The organism is Arthrobacter sp. SD76 (assembly GCF_049726125.1).
GTDB classification, from domain to species: domain Bacteria; phylum Actinomycetota; class Actinomycetes; order Actinomycetales; family Micrococcaceae; genus Arthrobacter; species Arthrobacter nitrophenolicus.
Genome location: NZ_JBNBLR010000001.1, coordinates 1639766 through 1662719 on the forward strand (window position 1 = coordinate 1639766; position 22954 = coordinate 1662719).

Annotated in this window: 12 protein-coding genes, 3 tRNA genes and 9 pseudogenes; 15 read left to right on the forward strand and 9 right to left on the reverse strand. The window is 66.8% G+C overall.

Going from position 1 to position 22954, the window contains the following annotated elements:
* Window positions 1-5 precede the first annotated feature (5 nt).
* Both xylB and xylA read right to left on the reverse strand, forming a co-directional pair.
* A pseudogene (gene xylB, locus ACPEE0_RS08185) lies at window positions 6-1423 on the reverse strand (xylulokinase).
* A 3-nt stretch (window positions 1424-1426) separates the two neighbouring features.
* Window positions 1427-2613: pseudogene (gene xylA / locus ACPEE0_RS08190) on the reverse strand (xylose isomerase).
* A gap of 182 nt (window positions 2614-2795) precedes the next feature.
* Between xylA and ACPEE0_RS08195 the strand changes: the two are divergent.
* Window positions 2796-3967 (forward strand): annotated as a pseudogene (locus ACPEE0_RS08195) (ROK family protein).
* Window positions 3968-4022: 55 nt separating this feature from the next.
* Here ACPEE0_RS08195 and ACPEE0_RS08200 read toward each other — a convergent pair.
* Window positions 4023-4095: transfer RNA gene (locus tag ACPEE0_RS08200), tRNA-Arg, on the reverse strand.
* Between the two features lie 216 nt (window positions 4096-4311).
* Here ACPEE0_RS08200 and ACPEE0_RS08205 point away from each other — a divergent pair.
* The 3 genes from ACPEE0_RS08205 to ettA all read left to right on the forward strand — a co-directional run bounded on the left by ACPEE0_RS08205 (window position 4312) and on the right by ettA (window position 7298).
* Window positions 4312-4872 (forward strand): single-stranded DNA-binding protein, encoded by a 561-nt coding sequence (locus tag ACPEE0_RS08205; RefSeq protein ID WP_424574317.1) that lies wholly within the window; start codon window positions 4312-4314, stop codon window positions 4870-4872.
* Between the two features lie 121 nt (window positions 4873-4993).
* On the forward strand, window positions 4994-5566 hold the full coding sequence (locus ACPEE0_RS08210; protein WP_424574318.1) for a DUF6993 domain-containing protein: 573 nt from the start codon (window positions 4994-4996) through the stop codon (window positions 5564-5566).
* Between the two features lie 49 nt (window positions 5567-5615).
* Window positions 5616-7298, forward strand: coding sequence for an energy-dependent translational throttle protein EttA (gene ettA / locus ACPEE0_RS08215; protein WP_009372887.1), 1683 nt, complete (start codon window positions 5616-5618; stop codon window positions 7296-7298).
* Window positions 7299-7360: 62 nt separating this feature from the next.
* On the opposite strand, the pseudogene ACPEE0_RS08220 reads toward ettA, so the two are convergent.
* Window positions 7361-8340 (reverse strand): annotated as a pseudogene (locus tag ACPEE0_RS08220) (acyl-CoA thioesterase).
* Between the two features lie 63 nt (window positions 8341-8403).
* Between ACPEE0_RS08220 and ACPEE0_RS08225 the strand changes: the two are divergent.
* Window positions 8404-9063: a hypothetical protein gene (locus ACPEE0_RS08225; RefSeq protein WP_407709563.1), complete on the forward strand. Its 660-nt coding sequence runs from the start codon at window positions 8404-8406 to the stop codon at window positions 9061-9063.
* Between the two features lie 13 nt (window positions 9064-9076).
* Here ACPEE0_RS08225 and ACPEE0_RS08230 read toward each other — a convergent pair whose 3' ends face one another.
* Window positions 9077-9529 (reverse strand): globin, encoded by a 453-nt coding sequence (locus ACPEE0_RS08230; protein ID WP_009372883.1) that lies wholly within the window; start codon window positions 9527-9529, stop codon window positions 9077-9079.
* Between the two features lie 2 nt (window positions 9530-9531).
* Window positions 9532-10218, reverse strand: a complete 687-nt coding sequence (locus ACPEE0_RS08235; RefSeq protein WP_407709562.1) for a mechanosensitive ion channel family protein — start codon at window positions 10216-10218, stop codon at window positions 9532-9534.
* 64 nt (window positions 10219-10282) lie between these two features.
* On the opposite strand from ACPEE0_RS08235, the pseudogene ACPEE0_RS08240 reads away from it, so the two are divergent.
* Window positions 10283-11268: pseudogene (locus ACPEE0_RS08240) on the forward strand (NAD-dependent epimerase/dehydratase family protein).
* Here the strand turns inward: ACPEE0_RS08240 and ACPEE0_RS08245 are convergent.
* A complete protein-coding gene (locus ACPEE0_RS08245; RefSeq protein ID WP_424575257.1) occupies window positions 11265-11738 on the reverse strand; it encodes an OsmC family protein in 474 nt (157 codons plus the stop codon). The pseudogene ACPEE0_RS08240 and the gene ACPEE0_RS08245 overlap by 4 nt on opposite strands.
* A gap of 24 nt (window positions 11739-11762) precedes the next feature.
* A pseudogene (pepN, locus tag ACPEE0_RS08250) lies at window positions 11763-14314 on the reverse strand (aminopeptidase N).
* A gap of 159 nt (window positions 14315-14473) precedes the next feature.
* On the opposite strand from pepN, the gene ACPEE0_RS08255 reads away from it, so the two are divergent.
* From ACPEE0_RS08255 to ACPEE0_RS08265, 3 genes and pseudogenes are all read left to right on the forward strand, one after another.
* Window positions 14474-15490, forward strand: a complete 1017-nt coding sequence (locus tag ACPEE0_RS08255; RefSeq protein WP_424574319.1) for a hypothetical protein — start codon at window positions 14474-14476, stop codon at window positions 15488-15490.
* 133 nt (window positions 15491-15623) lie between these two features.
* Window positions 15624-16063, forward strand: a pseudogene (locus ACPEE0_RS08260) (ribose-5-phosphate isomerase).
* Entirely contained in the window at window positions 16063-17016 is a 954-nt protein-coding gene (locus ACPEE0_RS08265) for an Fpg/Nei family DNA glycosylase (RefSeq protein ID WP_424574320.1), read from the forward strand. Before ACPEE0_RS08260 ends, ACPEE0_RS08265 begins: the two are co-directional and overlap by 1 nt.
* A 153-nt stretch (window positions 17017-17169) precedes the next feature.
* Here the strand turns inward: ACPEE0_RS08265 and ACPEE0_RS08270 are convergent.
* A tRNA-Gly gene (locus tag ACPEE0_RS08270) sits at window positions 17170-17243 on the reverse strand.
* Window positions 17244-17384: 141 nt separating this feature from the next.
* On the opposite strand from ACPEE0_RS08270, the gene ACPEE0_RS08275 reads away from it, so the two are divergent.
* From ACPEE0_RS08275 to ACPEE0_RS08300, 6 genes and pseudogenes are all read left to right on the forward strand, one after another.
* Window positions 17385-17459: transfer RNA gene (locus tag ACPEE0_RS08275), tRNA-Pro, on the forward strand.
* A gap of 82 nt (window positions 17460-17541) precedes the next feature.
* Window positions 17542-18932 (forward strand): annotated as a pseudogene (tig, locus tag ACPEE0_RS08280) (trigger factor).
* Between the two features lie 230 nt (window positions 18933-19162).
* Window positions 19163-19786 carry an ATP-dependent Clp protease proteolytic subunit gene (locus ACPEE0_RS08285; protein WP_009372877.1) on the forward strand — a complete coding sequence of 208 codons (624 nt, stop codon included), beginning with the start codon at window positions 19163-19165 and terminating at the stop codon, window positions 19784-19786.
* Between the two features lie 38 nt (window positions 19787-19824).
* Window positions 19825-20483 (forward strand): annotated as a pseudogene (locus tag ACPEE0_RS08290) (ATP-dependent Clp protease proteolytic subunit).
* Window positions 20484-20660: 177 nt separating this feature from the next.
* Window positions 20661-21941 (forward strand): ATP-dependent Clp protease ATP-binding subunit ClpX, encoded by a 1281-nt coding sequence (gene clpX, locus ACPEE0_RS08295; protein ID WP_009372875.1) that lies wholly within the window; start codon window positions 20661-20663, stop codon window positions 21939-21941.
* A 74-nt stretch (window positions 21942-22015) separates the two neighbouring features.
* Window positions 22016-22630: a DsbA family protein gene (locus ACPEE0_RS08300; protein ID WP_424574321.1), complete on the forward strand. Its 615-nt coding sequence runs from the start codon at window positions 22016-22018 to the stop codon at window positions 22628-22630.
* Window positions 22631-22954 lie beyond the last annotated feature (324 nt).

Here is a 22954-nt window from a genome sequence, read left to right on the forward strand (position 1 = left end):
GGAGCTTAGGCGTACAGCGCCGCGCAGCTCCGGTAACGGGCCAGCACTCCAGCGTCGTCCCTGCCCGCGGAAAGAACGACGGCGTCTGCCGCCCACTCCGGGAAGCGTCCCGTCAGTGCCGCGGCCGCCTGGCGTGCGGCACCGTCAGCCACATATTCGCCCGGCTGCGGCACTGCGACATCAAGTTCCAGCAGCCGCGGTGCAACCTCCTGCACGGCGGCGGACTGGGCGCCGCCGCCCACCAGCAGGATCCGCCGGGCCGAGACCCCCTGGCCCTGCAGCGCGGCAAGCCCGTCGGCCAGTGAGCAGACCACGCCCTCGACGGCCGCACGTGCCATGTTCTCCGGGGTGTAGTTCGCGCGGGTGATGCCGTGCAATGATCCTGTGGCGTCCGGCAGGTTGGGCGTGCGCTCGCCGTCGAAGTACGGGACCAGGGTAAGGCCCCCGCTCCGGGCGCCGCCGACAGTGCCAGCCGGTTGAACTCCGGCAGGTCCACTCCCAGCAGCGCCGCCGTCGCATCGAAAACGCGCGTGGCGTTCAGGGTGCAGACCAGCGGCAGGTAGTGCCCTTCAGCGTCGGCGAAGCCGGCCACCAGTCCGGAGGGGTCCGCCGCCGGCGTTTCCGAGACGGCAAAGACCGTACCGGAGGTTCCCAGCGACATTACGGCGTCACCCAGCCGTGCCCCGGCACCGAGGGCCGCGGCAGCGTTGTCCCCGGCGCCGGCGGCGACGAGGGCACCCTGCGGAGTCCGGCCTGCCGCTTCGAGCGGGCCGAGCACCCTGGGCAGCACCGGCACGTGGCCGAGCGAGGCTGCCAGGACCTCCGGGAGGTACCGGCCCTCCGCCGTCGAGTAGTACCCCGTCCCCGACGCGTCAGAACGGTCCGTGGCGAGGGCCTGCAGCCATTCCCCGCCGCTGCCGGGGCCGTGGCCCATCAGCCGCCAGGAAAGCCAGTCGTGCGGAAGGCAGATGGCAGCCACCCTGGCGGCGTTTTCCGGTTCGTTTTCCGCCAGCCAGTGCAGCTTGGTCAGCGTCAGCGAGGCTACTGGCACTGTGCCGGTCGTTTCTGCCCAGTAGCGGGCGCCGGCGGCAATGTCGCCGTCGCCCGCCGTCTTGATCAGGTCCGCCGCGGCACCTGCGCTGCGGGTGTCGTTCCAGAGCAGGGCGGGCCGGACTACCTCCCCGCCGCTGTCCAGGCAGACCATGCCGTGCTGCTGGCCTCCCACGGAGACCGCGGCAACGTCCTCGAGCCCGCCCGCCCGGGCGATGGCTTCCTGGAGTGCCGTCCACCAGTGCTCCGGGTGGATTTCCGAACCGTCCGGATGGGCGGCCCGTCCCTGCCGTACCAGCGCTCCGGTGTCCGCGTCGCGGATCACCACCTTGCAGGACTGGGTGGAGCTGTCGATGCCTGCTACGAGGGCCATGGCCTAGCGGGAGCCCAGGAGGTGTTCGATGGCGAGCTGGTTCAGCCGGACGAAGGCGAAGGAGCGTTCGGCGGCCTTGTCGGCGTCGAAATCCTCGAACGAGGCTGCGTCCTGGAGCAGGTCCGCGGCGGTTTCGCCCTGGGCAAGGGTGGCTTCGCCGAGTTCGAAGACACCGGAGGCCGCGAGGGCTTCCTGGACCTCGGAGTCTGCGCGGAAGGCGGTGGCACGTTCCTTGAGGAGCAGGTACATCGCCATGTTGGCCTTGGCGGACTCCCAGACGCCGTCGTAGCCGTCGGTGCGGGAGGGCTTGTAGTCGAAGTGCCGGGGGCCGTCGTACTGGGGCCGCCGTTGGGGAAACCATTTTCGAGCAGGTCCACCGTGAAGAAGGCGCTGGTGAGATCGCCGTGGCCGAAGACCAGGTCCTGGTCGTACTTGATGCCGCGCTGGCCGTTGAGGTCGATGTGGAAGAGCTTGCCGGCCCAGAGGGCCTGGGCGATGCCGTGGGTGAAGTTCAGGCCGGCCATCTGTTCGTGTCCGGTCTCGGGGTTCAGGCCTACGATGTCGCCGTGCTCGAGCTGGGCGATGAACGCCAGTCCGTGGCCGACGGTGGGCAGGAAGATGTCGCCGCGGGGCTCGTTGGGCTTGGGCTCGAGCGCGATGCGGAGGTTGTAGCCCTTTTCCTTGATGTAGGCGGCGGCTGTGTCCGCGCCTTCCTTCATGCGGTCAAGGGCGGCGGAAAGGTCCTTGGAGCCGTCATATTCGCTGCCTTCGCGTCCGCCCCACATAACGAATGTTTCGGCGCCGAACTCGGCGGCGAGGTCGATGTTGCGCAGCACTTTGGACAGGGCAAAGCGGCGGACGGAGCGGTCGTTGGAGGTGAAGCCGCCGTCCTTGAACACCGGGTGGCTGAACAGGTTGGTGGTGACCATGGGTACCTTCAGGCCGGTTTCTGCGAGGGCTGCCCGGAAGTTCTTCAGGATCAGGTCCCGCTCCGAAGCGGTGGCTTCGAAGGGGATCAGGTCATTGTCATGGAAGGTGATGCCGTAGGCGCCGAGTTCACTGAGGCGGTGGACGGCTTCAACAGGGTCAAGGGCGGCGCGGGTGGCAACGCCGAACGGATCGGCTCCCGTCCAGCCAACGGTCCAGAGGCCAAAGGTGAACTTGTCTGCGGGGGTGGGGGAGAGGGTCATTGATGCTTCCTTGCATTCGTGCCGCAGCAGTGCGGGCAATTAGTTCATTGCCTGAACTATATGCACCGCCGTAGGCTGGGGTCAAGAGGTCCGGCGCCCCAGCCGGACAAAAGTTCTTTAGGGAGGTTCCATTGGCGACTGCCCCGGCTTTGCCTGCAACTGCGGCCGGCGTGCCCGGAAGCATGGGCGACGTCCGCCGGAGCAATACCGCGCTGGTGCTTGGGGCAGTAGCCAAGGCGCCCGCCGGTATCCACCCCAGCCGGGCGCAGCTGGCCACTGCCACGGGGCTGACCAAGGCGTCCGTGTCCAGCCTGGTCCTGGACCTCCTTGACGCGGGGCTCCTGCGTGAAGCAGGGCAAAGCCAGCAGGGCCGCGGACGGCCCGGCGTCGGCCTTGAGCTCAATCCCGCCCGTGGTGTCCTGGGCATGGAGATCAACGTCGACTACATTGCGGCGGGGCTGGTGGACCTGTCCGGAAACCTCCTGGTCCATGAAGTGCGCGAGCAGGACAACCGGTCCGCGGGCACAGGCCCCGTGCTGGCGGCGCTGGCAGGCCTGGCCGGCACGGTCCGGGCGGCGGCGGGGGAGCGCGGCGTCGAGGTCCTGGGTGGAGGGCTCGCGGTGCCCGGTCTTGTGGATCCCGCGGCGGCACGCATCCTCACCGCGCCAAACCTGGGGTGGGCCAACGTCACGCTGGAGCCCGGCGCGGTGCTGCCGGGCGCACCCCTGGGCGTGGCGCTTTTCAACGAAGCCAACGCAGCAGCCCTGGCCGAGGTTCGGCACCGGCCAAAGGACGGCTCCGACTTCCTGTTCGTTTCGGGCGAAGTGGGTGTCGGCGGCGGGCTGGTCATCGGTTCCGAACTGTTTACGGGCCCGGAGGGGCATGCCGGGGAGGTTGGGCACGTGGTGGTGGAACCCGACGGCACCGGCTGCTCCTGCGGGGGAACCGGGTGCCTGGAAACAGTGGCGGGCCAGGACGCGATCCTTGCCGCCGCCGGTATCGCAGCCGATACCCGGACACGGTCTGCGTCGATGGCCCTGCTGGTGCAGGCGCTGCAGGCGGGCGAACCCGCGGCGCTGGCGGCCGTGGACCGTGCCGGCCGGTATCTCGGTGTGGCACTGGCTTCGACCATGCGGGTGGTAAACATTGGCTCCGTGGTGCTCGGCGGCCACTTCGCCGTCCTCGATCCGTGGCTGCGGGCACCGCTGCTGGCAAGCCTCGGCAGGTACGCCCCCGGCAGGTTTTCCCGGAGCAGGTGACTCTTTCCGTGGTGGGGGAGTCAGGGGCGCTTCTCGGCGCCGCCGGCAGCGTGGTCCGCTCGCTGATCGACGCGCCACACCTGCTGCAGTCCTGACCCGGCGTTAACGCGCGACGCCTCCGGTTCCTCGAACCGAAGGCGTCATCCGGCGTGCCCCAGGAGGGAATCGAACCCCCGACCGGCGGATTAGAAGGCCGCTGCTCTATCCCCTGAGCTACTGAGGCAGGAGCATCCGGAGCTGAACTCCGGCGCCTCGAAAAGTTTACATTGCCGGGACTGCCTGTGGTGCGTGTCCATCCCCGCGTGGCCGACTTCCCCTCTACAGGCGTCGCGAAGGCGATGTTGTCCACATAGGAGCTGCGTGCCCTCGTCCCGTCAACGCTCCGGCGGCAAGCTGGTCTTGCCTGCTAGGGCATCACCATTAACGACAGGACGAAGAGATGAGCGACACCATCACGATCCGGGGCTTTGTTGCCACCGAGATCACGAGCGGCACCACGCCGGGAGGAACCGCCACTGCCTCCTTCCGCATAGCTTCCACCACCCGTCGGCGCGACAGGGAAACCGGCGTCTGGTCCGACAGCCACACAAACTGGTTCCTGGTCCAGGGCTACCGGCACCTTGCGGGCAGCATCGGCTGCAGCATCAGGAAGGGCCAGCCCGTCATCGTGGTAGGAAAGCTCAAGATCCGCAGCTGGGAAAGGGACGGCAGGGTCTACTATTCCCACACCATCGACGCCGACTCCGTGGGCCATGACCTCATGTGGGGCACGGCCAACTTCACCCGTTCTTCCACGAAGCCGGCTCTCTCGCTTGTGGAGCACGGGACCCCTCCCGGCCCGGCACACAGCATCCACCCGGATAGCCCGCTCGACGAACCCGATGATGGCGACGATGACGTGGATGGCGGTGATCGCGCCGCCACCTATGTGGAGGACGGCGACGGCAACCTGGTGCCGCTCAATCTGGAAACAGGGGAGCTCGCCGAATCAGGAGTCTAGCTTTCCCCAATCAACGCGCCCCCGGGTTCCTGGGCGGGCAGGGTGCCGGCACCCCCCCCCCGGCCGCGCCCTGTCCGCCCAGGCTGCAAAACCGGCCAGGTTGCCGTGGCAGAATGACAGCATGCGGCTTACTCCTGACCACCGGCAGATCAACAGGGCCGGCGGCTCACCAGCTGCTCCCTCAGCATCCTTCCGTTTCCGGACGGTGCCGCTTCGCATGGTTGCAAGCGCGGCGCTCCTGGTCCTGATGTCGGCCTGCACTCCGGGCTCCGCCACTGAACCTGCCAGGTCCGCCACAGGCAATGAAGAGCCGGCTGCGCAAACTGCTCCCGCGGGAGACAGCGGAGCGGGCGGCCAGGCGCTCGCGGACACGTCGGCCACGCCCTCAGCCAATCCCGAAGCTGTGGCCACCGAAGCGGTCAGGCAGACGGTCACCACCGTGCTGACCCAGCTCGCGGCGGCGGCGCCCAAGCCGGCCACCGCCCAGGTGACCGACGCCCTTGCCGGCGCCGGCATTGCACCCGGCGTCCTGCAGGTCTCCCAGAGCCGTACCCCCACCGGCCTGGAGGCCGATGCCATCGAAGCGGCCGTGCTGCAGGGCAAGGATTGCGTCATCGGCCAGGTCAGGGAAGGGACAGTGACGGTCACGGTCCTGCCCGTGCTGGCGAACGGCAAGTGCTTCGTCGGCTCCTGAGTCTGCCGCAAATATCAGTTAAGCCCGCCAACCCACTAGATTTGGAACCATGGCGGAATTTATCTACACAATGACCAAGGCCCGAAAAGCCGTTGGCGAAAAGCTCATTCTTGACGACGTAAGCATGTCGTTCTTCCCTGGCGCCAAGATTGGCGTTGTAGGCCCTAACGGTGCCGGTAAGTCCACCATCCTCAAGATCATGGCCGGACTGGACACCCCCTCGAACGGCGAGGCCCGGCTCAGCCCCGGGTACACCGTGGGTATCCTGCTCCAGGAGCCCCCGCTGAACGAAGAGAAGACCGTCCTGGGCAACGTCCAGGAAGGCGTGGGCGAGATCTACGGCAAGATCCAGCGCTTCAACGAGATTTCCGAGGAAATGGCCAGCCCGGACGCTGACTATGACACCCTCCTCGAGGAGATGGGCAAGCTCCAGGAAGCCATCGATGCCGCCGACGCCTGGGACCTGGATTCCCAGCTCGAACAGGCCATGGACGCCCTCCGCTGCCCGCCTGCCGACGCCGACGTCACCAACCTTTCCGGTGGTGAGCGCCGCCGCGTCGCCCTGTGCAAGCTTCTCCTGCAGAAGCCGGACCTGCTGCTCCTCGACGAGCCCACCAACCACCTGGACGCCGAAAGCGTCCTGTGGCTCGAACAGCACCTCTCCAGCTACCCGGGCGCCGTCCTGGCCGTGACCCACGACCGTTACTTCCTCGACCACGTGGCGGAATGGATCGCCGAGGTGGACCGCGGCCACCTGTACCCCTACGAGGGCAACTACTCCACCTACCTGGAGAAGAAGCGCGCCCGCCTGGAGATCCAGGGCAAGAAGGACGCCAAGCAGGCCAAGCGCCTCGCCGAGGAACTCGAGTGGGTCCGCTCCAACGCGAAGGGCCGGCAGACCAAGTCGAAGGCCCGTTTGGCCCGCTACGAGGAAATGGCAGCCGAGGCTGACCGTACCCGCAAGCTTGACTTCGAAGAGATCCAGATTCCGCCGGGACCCCGCCTGGGCGGCCTGGTGCTGGAGGCCAAGAACCTCCAGAAGGGCTTCGAGGACCGGGTGCTCATCGACGGACTGTCCTTCAGCCTGCCGCGCAACGGCATCGTCGGCGTCATCGGACCCAACGGCGTGGGCAAGACCACCCTGTTCAAGACCATCGTCGGCCTGGAGCCGCTGGACGGCGGCGACCTCAAGATCGGTGACTCCGTCAAGATCTCCTACGCGGACCAGAGCCGCGGCGGCATCGACCCCAACAAGACGCTGTGGGAGGTTGTGTCTGACGGCCTCGACTTCATCCAGGTGGGCCAGGTGGAAATGCCGTCCCGCGCCTACGTGGCCGCCTTCGGCTTCAAGGGCCCGGACCAGCAGAAGAAGGCCGGCGTGCTCTCCGGCGGTGAGCGCAACCGCCTGAACCTCGCGCTGACCCTCAAGCAGGGCGGAAACCTGCTGCTCCTCGACGAGCCCACCAACGACCTCGACGTCGAAACCCTCAGCAGCCTGGAGAACGCGCTGCTCGAGTTCCCGGGCTGCGCCGTCGTCGTATCCCACGACCGCTGGTTCCTGGACCGGGTGGCCACGCACATCCTGGCCTACGAAGGTGACGACGAAAACCCCTCCAAGTGGTACTGGTTCGAGGGCAACTTCGAGTCCTACGAGGAGAACAAGGTGGAACGCCTGGGCCCCGATGCTGCCAAGCCGCACCGTGTGACCCACCGCCGCCTGACCCGCGACTAGGAGCAAGCGCCAAGGAGGCCGGCACCCGTTGGGTGCCGGCCTCCTGCGTATCGTCGTGCCTGCTACTCCCGGCCGGCTTTGCGGATCTGGTGTTCCAGGACCTTGGACTGGAAAGCCCCCACCACCTTGCTCTTCACATCCGTGGGAACCCGGACCATGCCCTCCTGCGCCACCGAGGCCACATGCTGGCCGGCCTGTTGAAGATCTTGCCGGTGGCCAGCCCGCGGGCGCCCTGCGCGCTGGGGGACTCCTGGACGTAGAGCAGCCATTCATCAACGCGGGCGGGCCGGTGCCACCACATGGCGTGGTCGAGGCTGGCAACGTTCATTCCCGGCGTCATCCAGCTCAGGCCGTGCCGGCGCAGGATGGACTCGAGGAGCGTGTAGTCGCTGGCGTAGGCGAGGGCCGCCCGGTGCAGGTTGGCGTTGTCCGGCATGGGCCCGAACGTCTTCATCCATACCGCGTTGCGGGCCTCCCGGGTGCCTTTGGCCGAGATGTACAGCGGCGGATCCACGTGCCGGATATCGAAGGGCCGTTCATAGGCGTAGTGCCGCGCCACAGGGTTGTCGAACTTGCCGAGCAGGTCCGCGGTGGAGGGCAGGGACTCGGGGTCCGGGATCCCGGCAGGCATGGCCGACTCGTGCTCGACGCCCTCGTCCTCGCCCTGGAAGGACGCGATCATCGACAGGATGGGCACGCCGTCCTGGTAGGCGTGGACCCGGCGGGCGGAAAAGGAGCGGCCGTCCCGGAGTCGCTGCACCCCGAACGTGATGGGCTTGTTGGCATCGCCCGGCCGCAGGAAGTATCCGTGCATGGAATGGACGAACCGCTCCGGGTCCACGTTGCGGATGGATGCGATCAGCGACTGTGCCAGGACCTGGCCGCCGAACACGCGGTGGTGGGGCTGCTGCTGCGACGGCCCAAGGAAGATGTCCTCGTCCGTCCGGGCTCCCTCCAACTGGCCAAGGTCAAGCAGTTTGATCAGCGACAACGTGGGGTCACCGTTCGGCGGCGCCAGGAGTCCGGCTTCGGCTTCAGTCATGGTTTGACTCTAGACGGCGCCCCGGCACTGCTCAACCGCGGCCCAGCCGGTAGTGTTCTTGGTGTGTCTGATCTCCTCACCTCGTCCTTCCGCTTCGCTGATCCCCGCGATCTTGCCGACCTGAAGACCTATGCCACGCGCGCCAAAGCGATCGACGACGGCGCCATCCGGCTGCAGGCCGCGGGTTCCGTCCTCGCCGCGTACGTGTGCGTGCTGCGGCCCCGCCTGCTGGGTGAATCCACCCCCACCATCCTCGGGCTGCGCACCATGGCCTTGGCAGCGCCGTCGGAAACGGACGTTACGGTGACGCTGTCGGCTGTGCTGGACCGCCTGGCCAGGGCAGGGGAGGACGACGTCGAGTTGCCGGTTCCGCCCACCACCGTCACCGAGTCCTGGACGGGCGTGGGTGCGCCCCGCAGCGGCTGGGAGCTGCTGGGCCCGCGAAGCGACGCGTCCCTGCGGGAAGCAGCCGAAGCCGGAATCGCCGAAGTGGCCTCGATTGTGCCGGATAAGCCGGGCGCGATGATCGTCAACAACGCGAGGGCAGCCGTGTGGGGCAGGGAACTGGACGATTCGGGGCTGCCTGCGGGTGCAGCCTTCGCCGCCCTCGCCCTGGGTTTCCTCGCGGACGGCGACCAGAAGCTGTACCGCGCCGGCCGCTGGTTCCGGCTCTCCGGCCCCCGCGGACACGTCCTTGCCCGGACCGGAAGCGGGTTGCTCTAGGAGCAGGAACCGCCTACTGGCCGGACGGGCTGTTAATCATGGACAGCGCTGCCCGCTCCATGTAGTCCCACAGGGTGCCTTCATAAAGGGGCGGCAGCTCCAGGGCGTCCACGGCCTTGCGCATGTGGAACAGCCAGCGGTCCTTGGCCTCGGGCGTCACCTTGAACGGCATGTGGCGCATCCGGAGACGCGGATGGCCGCGCTCCTCGCCGTAGGTGGTGGGACCGCCCCAGTACTGCTCCAGGAACATCAGGAACCGCCGCTTGGCCGGCCCCAGATCCTCTTCCGGGTACATCGGGCGCAGCAGCGGATCGGTCGCCACGCCGTCGTAAAAGACATCGATGAGCTTGGCGAACGTGTCGTGGCCGCCGACGGCGTCGTAGAAGTTGTCCGTGTAGCCGGGCTGGCTGAAGGGATCGTTCTGCATCAGCTGGCGCGGCCGCTGGGGCTCAACGGGAATCGTCATGGCTACTCTCCGGCTTTCTGGTTTGTCTTCGTGTTCTCGGCACCGTGGTCCGAGCCCTGGTCGGTGGTGCCGTCCGGCCCCTCATGCAGCGGGACGTAGTTTCCCTGCGACCGGTTGCCCACGCGCAGGATTTCACCGTTGCGCAGGTACCAGATGGCGCCGTCGTCGGACCGGACGCGGGTGATGCGCAGGCCCATCGACTCAACCACGCCCACCACCTCGCTGGTCTCGATCACGTCGCCGATCCCGTACTGGTCCTCGATGGTGATGAAAATGCCCGCCAGGAAGTCGCGGATCAGCTGCTGGGCGCCGAAACCGATGGCCACACCCAGGATTCCGACGCTGGTGAGCAGCGGGGCGATGTTGATGTCCAGGTTCTGAAGCACGTACATGCCGGTGATGACCACCACCAGCACGCCCACGACGCTGTTCAGCAGGGACCCGATGGTCTCGGCGCGCTGCACGCGCCGTTCATGGTCCAGCGCACGCAGCGCGGGGGCCACCCACTTGAAAGTGCGGTTCTTGAAGAAGTTGCTGCCGGACGCCACCCGCCGCGTGATGCGGGAAATCACGAACGTCGCCACCAGCCACACGGCAACGCCCACGCCGAGGCTGATCACGATCCCCGTGATACTGACGCCGTCCGGATCGGACGCGGCGGACGGCAGGACTGACAACATATTGACCATAGGTGGGAAAACTCCTTGAAGCGCGGCTCTGTTCTCCTTAACCCTAGCCCCGTAGCGTGGAGCAATGCGCATCCTCATCCTCGGCGGAACCGCCTTCCTGTCAGCAGAAATCGTCCGCCAGGCAGCCGCCGCAGGCCACCGGATTGCCTGCCTGGCGCGGGGAACGGCGGGCCCGCCACCGCCGGGTGCCGAGTGGATCAGGGCAGACCGTTCACTGGGCGCGAAAGCCTATGGCGGCGTGTCGGGGGAGTGGGACGCCGTCATCGACGTCGCCCGGAACCCGGCCTTCGCCCGGGACGCGCTGGCGTGCCTCGCAGACCGGGCGGCGCACTGGACTTTCGTATCCAGCTGCTCCGTCTATGCGGACCACTCGGTCCCCGGGGCAACGGAGGACGCGGCACTCCTGCCGGCACTGGACCGGGGGTGGAATCCACTGCCGAAAACTACGGCGAATCGAAGGCGGCCATTGAGGACGCCACCCTTGCTGCCGCCGGCGGCAGGGCCCACCTTTGCCGGGCAGGCCTGATTGGCGGCCCCGGCGACGGCTCGGACCGCTACGGCTACTGGCCGGCGCGCCTGGCCAGGGACAACAAACCGGTCCTCGTCCCGGACATCGGCGGGTACCCCACGCAGGTCATCGACGTCCACGACCTTGCCGGCTGGATTCTGCTGGCCGCGGAACGAGGCACCACCGGTGCTTTGAACGCGGTGGGGGAGACAGTGCCGTTCGGACAGTTCCTCGAGGCGGCGCAGGCGGCAGCCGGCCATCGTGGGCAGACCGTCGCGGCTGGCGAAGAATGGCTGGCGCAGCAGGGCGTGGAGTACTGGTCCGGCCCGGACTCGCTGCCGCTGTGGCTTCCACCCGGCCATGGCGGCTTCATGGCCCGCAGCAACCAGGCCGCCAGAGCGGCAGGACTGGTCCTGCGGCCCTGGCAGGAAACCCTGGCGGACACCCTGCTCGACGAACGCAGCCGGGGCCTGGACCGGCCACGCAAAGCCGGGCTGGCACCCGCCACGGAAGACCGGCTGGTGGCGAGCCTCGCAGGCTAGGCAACCACCGTGACAGGTTCGTGCTCCACCGGGAAGTTCACGCTCCGGGCAATGAAGCAGACCTGGTTGGCCTCGTGGTGCAGCCGGGCGGCCAACTCCGCCTGGCCGCCGTCGGCAAGCGTGACCCGGGGGCGCAGCGTCACCCGTTCAAACTGGCCGCTGCCGTCCCGGTTCAGCCGGAGCATCCCCGTCGCCTCGTCGCGGTAGTCCGTCACCACCACGCCGTGCTTGACGGCCACATGCAGGTAGGAAAGCATGTGGCACTGCGCCAGCGCGGCCAGGAGCAGCTGTTCCGGGTTGTACCGTTCCCGGTCGCCGTGGAACGTCGGGTCGGCGGAACCCGTGAGGACAGGCAGCCCGGGGATGATGATGTCGTGGTCCCGTGAGTAGGCGCGGTAGGACGTGGTCCCGTCACCCAGGTTGCCGGTCCACTGCACAGCCAGTTCGTAGTGGTGTTCGGAAAGGCCCATCATTCACCTCCGGCCGGCGTGCGGCTACACATCCGCGGCCCTGGCACGAAGGGCGCGCGCGACGCCGTCGCGGTTTTCCAGCATCATCCGCCGCAGCGCCGCGCTTCCGGACGGCAGGGCTGCGAGGAAGCCGTCCGTTCGGTCGATGGTGGCCTGCGTGGTCAGCAGCGCCGGGTAGAGTCCGACGACGATCTGCTGGGCCAGTGCGTGCGTCCGGCTCTCGACGATGCCCGGCACCGCCTCGAAGTACTTCTCCGCGTACGGTTCCAGAAGCGACCGGTCATGGACGCGCATGAAGCCGCTCACCGCGGACCCCTGCAGTGCGTTGGACAGTTCGCCCTTGACCACGATCGACTCCCACGCCGCCGCCTTCGCTTCGGGAGTGGGGATCGCAGCCTTGGCCAGGGCCGCTGCGTTCTGGCCGCTGGAGGTGTTGTCGCGCTGCAGTTCGGCGTCGATCCCGTCCTGCCCCATCCGGCCGCCGGCCACCAGCGACGCCACCAGCTCCCAGCGCAAATCCTGGTCCACGGCCAGTCCCTCCAGCACCGCCGAGCCGTCCAGCAGCCCGGCCACCCTGTCCAGCTGCTCCTGGCTGCTGGTGAGCAGGGCAAAGGACTTCACGAACTGCAGCTGGGCGTCCGAACCGCCGGGGACCCGGACGCCAGCGTCCACAACCGGTCGACCGCTGCCATGGTGGCTGCTGCGCGGTGTTCCTCCGCCACGTAGAAGTTCAGCGTGGTGGCCAGCTGGCGGAGCTGCACCAGGATCACCGAGGAATCGGACTCGGCCGCCACGTTGGCCAGGACCAGCTCCACGTACTTGCGGGCCGGCGTTTCGCCGTCGCGGGCTGCGTCCCACGCGGAATTCCAGACCAGGGTCCGCGGCAGGCTCGCCGCGAAGTCCTTCAGGTGCGCCGTCGCCGTGGCGAGGGACTTCGGGTCCAGCCGCACCTTGGCGTAGGCGAGGTCGTCGTCGTTGACCAGGATCAGGTCCGGCCGGGCCAGGCCCACCAGGCCGGGCACGTCCGTGCGTTCGCCGTCGACGTCCAGCTCCTCACGGTGCACCCGCTCGAGCTTTCCGGCCCCGTTCAGGTTGTAGAACCCCACGGCAAGGCGGTGGGGACGGATGGTGGGCCATTCCTCCACGGCGGACTGCACGATTGCGAAGGACCGCAGGGTGCCCTCGGAATCTGTTTCCAGTTCCGGGCGGAGGGTGTTCACGCCGGCGGTTTCCAGCCACTGCCGGCCCCAGTCGTCAAGGTCGCGGCCGCTGGCCTTCTCCAGCTCCACCATCAAATCGCTCAGTTCGGTGTTCTGCCAGGAATGCTTGGCGAAGTACTCCCGCACGCCCGCCATGAACTGCTCCGGCCCCACCCAGGCCACCAGCTGGCGGAGGACGGACGCGCCCTTGGCGTAGGTGATGCCGTCGAAGTTCACCTCGACGTCCTGCAGGTCGTTGATTTCGGCGAAGATCGGGTGGGTGGTTGGCAGCTGGTCCTGCCGGTACGCCCAGGACTTCTCCACCGAGGCGAACGTGGTCCAGGCGCTTGTGAAGGAGGTGGCTTCCACCGCAGCCAGGTGCGACATGTACTCAGCGAAGGATTCGTTGAGCCACAGGTCGTTCCACCACCGCATGGTCACCAGGTCGCCGAACCACATGTGGGCCAGTTCGTGCAGGACGGTGATGGCGCGGCGCTCAACCTGCGCCTCCGTGACCTTGCTGCGGAAGACGTAGCCCTCCAGGATGGTGACGGCACCCGCGTTCTCCATTGCCCCGGCGTTGAATTCAGGCACGAACAGCTGATCGTACTTTTCGAAGGGGTAGGGGCAGCCGAATTGTTCCTCGAAGAACGCAAACCCCTGCCGGGTCAGCTCGAAGATGTTGTCCGCATCCAGGTACTGCATGAGCGACTTCCGGGCAAAGACACCCAACGGGATGACCCGGCCGTCGGAACTTGTGACTTCGCTGCGGACCGACTGGTAGGGGCCGGCGATCAAGGCTGTGACGTAGGAGGACAGCCGGGGCGTGGGGGCGAACGTCCAGACCGAGCGGGCCCCGCCGTCGTCGCCGGGCGCTGCGGGGGACGGCTGGGGAGTGGGGGAGTTGGAAATGACGTCCCAGTGCGACGGCGCCGTGACGGTAAACGCAAAGGTTGCCTTCAGGTCCGGCTGCTCGAAGACGGCGAACATCCTGCGGGAATCGGGAACCTCGAACTGGGTGTACAGGTAGACCTCGTTGTCCACGGGATCCACGAACCGGTGCAGGCCCTCGCCGGTGTTCATGTAGGGCGCGTCCGCCACAACCGTGAGCTCGTTGTGCTCCTGGAGGTCCGGCAGCTGGATGCGCACCCCGTCGGCCACGGCGGCAGGATCGAGGGCCTGCCCGTTCAGGGTGACACTGTGCACGGTGCGCGTCACGGCGTCGATGAAGGTGGACGATCCGGGCCTTGCCGTGAATTTCACGGCAGTGGTGCTGCCGAAGACCTCCCCGCCCCTCGTCAGGTCCAGGTGGATGTCATAGGAGTCGACCGTGATCAGATCGGCGCGCTCACGGGCTTCGGCGCGGGTCAGGTTCATGCCTGGCAAATGGACCTCCAGAGAAGTTGCGGCTGCGGAGACGGCGGTACCCAGCTCCGGCACTGATCATTCTTGCACTGCCCGGCCCGGTACGTTGCCCGCATCACACCCGCGTGCTGCGCAGGCACGGCAGCGGCCGGTGCGGAGTAGCGTTAAGGCATGGGAAAGTTCCTGGATTCGGTGGATGCCAAGGCCCTGCGCTTTGCCGTCGGGTTTCCGGTTGTCCTGGCCGGCGCGTTCGTCCTCTGCGCGTTCCTGCTGCGGCGTGACCTTCCCGAGCCGCTTGCCATCCGCTGGACCGACGACGGCGGCGCGGCCTTCGCCCCGTTCGGCGCCTACGTCGGGGTGGGCGCCCTGATGATCGTGGTGTTCGGCTGGCTCGTCCTCTGCCAGGCCGTGCCGCTGGGACGGCCCGTGGTGATGCGGCGGATCATGATGGGCGCCGGGCTATTCCTCACGCTGTTCATCACCAGTGCCCTCGCTGCCGGCCTTGTTGGCCAGGCAGGGCTGGCGGACGCGCGCGAATCGCGGGTGGACCTTACCGTCCTTGCCCTTGGCAGCGGAGCCGCCGTGTCCCTGGGCATCATCATGGGCTTCGTCTACAAGGCGGACCAGCAGTGGTCCCCGGATGACGACCGGGCTCTCCAGGCCGCCATCGCCACGGAGCTCGATCCCGACCTGACCCGGGACAGCATGCGCCTGTGGGTCCATGCCAGGAGCTCCGTCTTCGTCATGATCGGCATCGCCTCGCTGTTCCCGGCGGCGCTGATCGCCATCGCCGTGCCGTGGCTTGGCATCCTGCTCGTGGTCCTGGCCTTCTTCGGCGCAGCGTTCCTGTTTGCCCGGGTCAAGGCGGACCGCGGCGGCCTGAAAGTCCTGCTGGCCGGCGTGGTGCCGGTGATGGACATCCCGGCAGGCTCCATTACTGCCGCCAGCGCGGCGGACGTCCGGGCGGCCGACTATGGCGGGTGGGGCTACCGGAAGCACGGCGAAACCGCGGCGATGCTGGTCAGCAGCGGACCCGCCGTCGTCGTGCGCAAGGCTGACGGCCAGCGCCTGGCCGTCAGCAGCGGCAGCCAGGCTTCCGCGGCCCGGCTCGCTGAGGTCCTGACCCGGGTGGCCGCCAGGGCCCGTCGCGCCGGCGGACCCCCGCAGCCCGGTCCGGCGGAGTCCTGAGTATCCTTGTCCGTGTCATTCCACCGGCCGGCTCCTCCCGGCCCGGCCGCCAGCGCCGCCAACTGAACGGATTCTGCTCGTGACCTCTACCCCTGCCTTCCCGCGGGTCCACATCGCCACCGACCACGCGGGCATGGAGCTCAGCGCCCACCTGGTTCCCACCTGACCGCCAAGGGCTACGAAGTGGTGGACCACGGCCCCAAGGTCTACGACGCGCAGGACGACTACCCGTCCTTCTGCATCAACGCGGCACTCGCAGTGGTGGCGGACCAGCAGGCAGGAGTCCACGCGCTGGGCATTGTGCTGGGCGGCTCCGGCAACGGCGAACAGATCGCCGCCAACAAGGTCAAGGGCGTCCGCGCAGCCCTGGCGTGGAACCACTCCACGGCCACCCTGGCCCGCGAGCACAACGACGCCAACGTGGTGGCCGTGGGCGGCCGCCAGCACACCGTGGAGGAAGCCACGGAGCTCATCGAGGCCTTCCTGGCCGAGCCTTTCAGCAATGACGAACGGCACGTCCGCAGGATCGGCAAGATCGCCGCCTACGAGGCCACCGGCGAGGTCATCGAGTAGTGCCTGAAGGGCATTCAGTCCGGCGCCTGGCCCGCCAGTTCGGCGACGTTTTCGCGGGCCGGCGGCTTGCCGTGTCCAGCCCCCAGGGCAGGTTCAGCGGGGGAGCGGCGCTCCTGGACGGCGCCACGCTGCTCACCGCCGAAGCCCACGGGAAGCACCTCTTCCTGGACTTCGACAACTCCCTGGTCCTGCACGTCCACCTGGGCCTCTACGGGGCCTGGAGCTTCGGCGGCGACCGCACCTTCACCGGGGCCTCCAGCATTGGAGCGCCCCGCCGGGTGGGGGAGCAGGAAGCCTTTGCGGACGGGGATGACGACGCCGATGCCGCCTATGCCGGGCCGCCCGCCCCGGTGGGCGCGGTCCGGGTCCGGCTCGCCAGCAGCCACGGCTGGGCGGACCTTCGCGGCGCTACAACCTGTGAAACCATCACAGCGGCGGAAGCGGATGCAGTGCTGGCCAGGCTGGGCCCGGATCCCCTCCGCAACCGGCGTGGCGACGCCGGACGCTTTGCCGCGAACCTGCAGCGCCGCAAGACACCCGTGGCCGCGCTGCTGATGGACCAGAAAATCATTGCCGGCATCGGCAATGTGTACCGGGCCGAGGTGCTGTTCCGCCTGCGCCTGCACCCGTGGCTGCCAGGCTCCGCCGTGCCGGACACTGCCGCGCGCAAGCTGTGGCGCGACGTCGTCGCCCTCATGAACGACGGCGTGGCTGACGGCCGCATCATCACCACGCCGCCAAAATACTGGACCCTCGACGGCACGACGGCCGCCAAAGCCGCCGCGGCCGGCCTGCCGGTCCCGGCCAAAAGCAGCAGCTTCCCCTCCCGGGAGGACGCCCATTTCGTGTACAAGCGGCACGGCCTGCCCTGCCGGGTTTGCCGCACCGTCGTGTTGATGGCCGACCTGGCGGGACGCAATCTCTACTGGTGCCCCACGTGCCAGCAGGAGTAGCGGGGCCTGCCGGCGCCCTTCCCGGGGCACTTTGACACGGACACGCCGGCCGCCGGCGGGAATTTAGGCAGCCGCGCCGCCAAAGTGCCCCAGGACGGCCCTGCAATTTTCGGCTTAACGCAAAAGGACCCCCGGTCGGGGATCCTTTTGGTTTGGAGGGGACGACGGGAATCGAACCCGCGTAATCAGTTTGGAAGACTGAGGCTTTACCATTAAGCTACGTCCCCGAAGGAAGATCCATCTGCAACATTAGCAGTTGGAAACTCCGGGCTGGCTGTCCAAGCCGGATATAACTAAACCTAATCCATGGGCTACGTGTCAAATGTGCAAACACGGCGCGTATCACCGTAGACTTGCCTGTGCACTAACGGGGTGTAGCTCAGCTTGGCTAGAGCGCCTGCTTTGGGAGCAGGAAGTCGCAGGTTCAAATCCTGTCACCCCGACTCTGCGGCCCGGACCACACGGCCTGGACAAAAACATTGCGTTTGCAGAAACCCATCCCACAAACCCAGGAGTACTTAGACCGTGAAGAGCGCTGTCGAGAACCTCACCCCCACGCGGGTCAAGCTCAACGTTGAGGTTCCCTTTGAGGAACTGAAGCCCAGCATCGACTCGGCTTACAAGACTGTTGCTTCGCAGATCCAGGTCCCTGGCTTCCGTAAGGGCAAGGTTCCCGCCAAGCTCATCGACCAGCACGTCGGCCGCGGCTACGTCCTCGAGACCGCCATCAACGAAGGCCTCAACGGCTGGTACCAGGCTGCCGTGCAGGAATCCGGCATCCGCCCGCTGAGCCGTCCCGAGGTTGAAATCACCGAGGTCCCGGACCCCTCCGCCACCGACGGCGGCCTGAAGTTCGCTGCCGAGGTCGACGTCCGTCCCGAGATCGAACTCCCGGACTACGCCGGCATCAAGGTTGAGGTCGCTGCTGCCGAGTCCTCCGAAGAAGACGTGGACAAGGCCCTGGATGAACTGCGCGGCCGCTTCGGCACGCTGAAGTCCGTTGACCGCCCGGCTGCCGACGGTGACTTCCTCACCATCGACATCACCGCCACCATCGACGGCGAAGAGGTTGACTCCGCATCCGGCCTGTCCTACCAGGTTGGCTCCGGCACCATGCTCGAAGGCCTCGATGAGGCAGTCACCGGCCTCAGCGCCGACGAGGACGCCATCTTCAACACCACCCTGGTGGGCGGCGACCACGCCGGCCAGGAGTCCCAGGTCAAGGTTGTGGTCAAGGCCGTCAAGGAGCGCGAGCTGCCTGAGGCCAACGACGACTTCGCCCAGCTGGCGTCCGAGTTCGACACCCTGGCCGAACTCCGCGAGGACCTGGCCAAGCAGGCCGCCGACTCCAAGATCGTTGAGCAGGGCGTCGAGGCCCGCGACAAGGTCCTGGACAAGCTCGTCGAACTCGTCGAGGTGCCGGTTCCGGACTCCGTCGTCGAAGAGCAGCTCGAAGCCCACTTCAAGGAGGGCAACGGCCACGGCGAAGGCGAGCACGACACCGAGGAGCACCGCGAAGAGGTCCGCGCCAACACCGCCCGTGCCTTCCAGAACGAGATCATCCTCGACGCCATCGCCGAGAAGGAAGAAGTCAACGTCAGCCAGAACGAGCTGATCGACTACATCGTCTCCACCGCCAGCCAGTACGGCATGGACCCAACCAGTTCGCCCAGATCATCGATCAGAGCGGCCAGGTCCCCATGATGGTTTCCGAGGTCCGCCGCCGCAAGGCGCTGGCCGTTGTCCTGGGCCAGGCCGAGGTGACCGACACCGACGGCAAGGCCGTTGACCTCAGCGACTTCGTCCGCCCGGGCGGCGAAGAGGCTCCCGCGGCCGAGGCTGCAGACGCCGAGGCTGTGGAGGCGGAAACCGCCGAGACCGCTTCCGAGGACGACAAGGCCGAGGCAAAGGCCTAGCTCTTCCCGACGCATGAACGGCCCTGGATCACCGGATCCGGGGGCCGTTCGCGTTCCGCCCGGGTCCCGGCGCATCAGGTTCGCCCAGCGTGCGCCGTCAGCGAACAGCCGTCGGGGCGCGAACAAAATGTCGGTGAAACCGGTTAGTGTCCAAGTAGTGATTTTCAGTGATGTCACCGTGACCAGCGAGAGGTAAGTAAACATGTCACAGCACCCAGAGGCCCCCCCGGATGGCGACCGTCGATCCCGCGGCCCAGGACAACTACATTTACAACCGCCTGCTGAAGGAGCGGATCATCTGGCTTGGCTCGGAGGTGCGCGATGACAACGCCAACGCAATCTGCTCCCAGCTGCTCCTGCTGTCCGCCGAAAACCCGGACAAGGACATCTACCTGTACATCAACTCCCCGGGCGGCTCCGTGACGGCCGGCATGGCCATCTACGACACCATGCAGTTCATCCCCAACGACGTCGTCACCGTCGCCACCGGCCTGGCTGCCTCCATGGGACAGTTCCTGCTGTCCTCGGGCACCAAGGGCAAGCGCTACGCCACCCCCAACGCCCGCGTCCTGATGCACCAGCCGTCCGGCGGCATCGGCGGCACCGCGTCGGACATCAAGATCCAGGCGGAACTGATCCTCCACATGAAGAAGGTCATGGCGGAACTGACCGCCGAGCAGACCGGCCAGACCGTGGAAACCATCCTCAAGGACAACGACCGCGACAAGTGGTTCACCGCCACCGAAGCGCTCGAGTACGGCTTCTTCGATAAGATCGCCGCCCACGCCGGCTCCGTCTCCGGCGGCGGCGGAACGTCGAACGGCTCCGGCAGCCAGCCGGCATCCGAGAACTAAACCGGCACCACGAACACTCAGATCAGGAGCAACAGAAAATGAACTACAACTTCGGGTGGTCCGCCGGTAATCTTCCGTCCAGCCGCTACGTCCTGCCCCAGTTCGAGGAGCGCACCCCTTACGGCTTCAAGCGCCAGGACCCCTACACCAAGCTGTTCGAGGACCGCATCATCTTCCTGGGCGTGCAGGTGGACGACGCCTCGGCGGACGACATCATGGCCCAGCTACTGGTCCTTGAGTCTACCGACCCGGACCGCGACATCACCCTGTACATCAACTCGCCCGGCGGCTCCTTCACCGCCATGACGGCGATCTACGACACCATGCAGTACATCCGCCCGGAAATCCAGACCGTCTGCCTGGGCAGGCTGCCAGCGCCGCAGCAGTCCTCCTCGCGGCCGGAACCCCGGGTAAGCGCCTGGCCCTCCCCAACGCCCGCGTCCTGATCCACCAGCCCGCCCTTTCCGGCGGCCAGGGCGGACAGGCCTCGGACCTCGAGATCCAGGCCGCTGAAGTCATGCGCATGCGGTCCTGGCTCGAGGACACCCTGGCCCGCCACTCCGGCCGGACGTCCGAGCAGGTCAACAACGATATCGAGCGTGACAAGATCCTCACCGCGGACGAGGCCCAGGCTTACGGCCTGATCGACCAGGTCCTGGACTCACGCAAGATCAAGCCTCAGGCAATTACGAGGTAGCAGTACGTAAAGCGCCGGTGCGGGCCAGTTCATTTGGCCCCACCGGCCTTTTCCTTCCACCCTTGGGAGCCAATGTGACCTAGAGTGGATGTTGTCACAAACCGGTCCTCGCAGGCTGGTGATGATTCCAGCGACCGTGCAAGGCTGCTCGGCAGCAAGATACTAAGGGGTTCACATATGGCTCGGATTGGCGAGAGCACGGATCTGCTGAAGTGCTCTTTCTGCGGAAAGAGCCAGAAGCAGGTGCGCAAGCTCATTGCCGGGCCCGGGGTGTACATCTGCGATGAGTGCATTGAACTGTGCAACGAAATCATCGAAGAGGAACTCGCGGAAGTCGCCGACCTGGGCAGCTTCGAACTGCCCAAGCCCCGCGAAATCTTCGACTTCCTGCAGGAATACGTGATCGGCCAGGAGCCTGCCAAGCGTTCCCTCGCCGTCGCCGTCTACAACCATTACAAGCGCATCCAGGCCGGGCACGCACCCAAGTCCGGAAGTCTGGCCGACGGCGGACACCATGACGACGTCGAGATCGCCAAGTCCAACATCCTGCTCATCGGCCCCACCGGCTGCGGCAAGACCTACCTGGCCCAGACCCTCGCCCGGCGTCTGAACGTGCCGTTCGCCGTGGCCGACGCCACCGCCCTGACCGAGGCCGGCTACGTGGGCGAGGACGTGGAGAACATACTCCTCAAGCTCATCCAAGCGGCGGACTACGATGTCAAGAAGGCCGAACAGGGCATTATCTACATCGACGAGATCGACAAAATCTCCCGCAAGAGCGAAAACCCTTCCATCACCCGCGACGTTTCCGGTGAAGGCGTGCAGCAGGCACTCCTGAAGATCCTCGAGGGCACGGTCGCCTCGGTACCGCCGCAGGGAGGCCGGAAGCACCCGCACCAGGAATTCATCCAGATCGACACCACCAACGTGCTGTTCATCGTGGCCGGCGCGTTCGCAGGCCTGGAAGAGATCATCGGCTCCCGGTCCGGGCGCAAGGGGATCGGGTTCGGTGCACCGCTCAACGAAGCCAGCAAAAAGGTGGACTCCTACGGCGAGGTCATGCCCGAGGACCTGCTCAAGTTCGGCCTGATTCCTGAATTCATCGGCCGCCTCCCCGTGATCACCACGGTGTCCAACCTGGACCGCGAGGCATTGATCCAGATCCTCTCCACGCCGAAGAACGCCCTGGTCAAGCAGTACCAGAAGATGTTCCAGATTGATGGTGTGGAACTCGTCTTTGACGACGCCGCGCTGGACGCCATCGCCGACCAGGCGCTCGAACGCGGCACCGGTGCCCGGGGCCTGCGGGCGATCCTGGAGGAAGTCCTGCTGCCGGTCATGTTCGACCTTCCGAGCCGCGAGGACGTGGCCAGCGTGGTCATCACCGCGGACGTTGTGCTGAAGGGTGCCGAACCCACCATGATTCCGCACGCGGCCAAGCGGCGTAAGTCTGCCTGACGCCCCGCCCGATCCGCAACACCTGCCAGCCGTGGCTGCCGCGCGGGCAGCCGCCACCACCCGAAGGACCTGCTATGCCTGAAACCGTCAAGAACAAGGCCGACTTCTGGTTCGATCCGCTGTGCCCCTTCGCCTGGATCACCTCCCGGTGGATCGGGGAAGTCGAGGGCGTCCGTGACATCGAAACGGTGTGGCACGTCATGAGCCTCGCCGTGCTCAATGAGGGCCGCGACCTGGAGCCGTCCTACCGGGAATCCATGGACAACGCCTGGGGCTTGGTCCGCGTCATCATCGCCGCCCAGCAGGAGCACGGGCAGGAGACCGTTAAGGGCCTGTACGACGCCATGGGCACCCTGATCCACGACGGCGGCGAAAAGGACCGCGGCCTCGTCATCACCAAGGCGCTGGCGGAATGCGGGCTGCCCGCGTCTTTGGCCGAAGCGGCCTCCACCGACGCCTACGACGCGCAGCTCCGCGCCAGCCACGAGGAAGGCATTTCGCTGGTGGGCCAGGACGTGGGAACCCCCGTGGTGGCCTTCAACGGCACCGCATTCTTTGGCCCTGTCCTGACCCGCATTCCACGGGGCGAGGAGGCCGGCAGGCTCTGGGACGCCACCACCGTCCTGGCCGGCTACCCGCACTTCTTCGAGCTCAAGCGCAGCCGCACGGAGCGTCCGGAATTCGACTGAACCGTTGGTCTCCGGCAGCGAAAAGGGCCTCGGGAAAACTACTCGTTTGTAGTTCTCCCGGGGCCCTTGCGCATGCCCCCGGCCGGGACAACAATGGTTCTTACCCACTTCGAAAGAAGCGGGACGCAGGAACCGAAGATTCAGTGATATGTATCTGACGCAGCCATCGGCAAAGCCAGATACAAGCTACCAGTGACGTGGTAGGAAGACCTGAAATTTCCCAGGATCCTGCCAGACCATCAAGTCGTCACCAGATGGCCGAAAAGTCGAAGCCCCACCAACGGCAAAACGCTGATGGGGCTTCCCCTTTGTCCGGAATCCGGA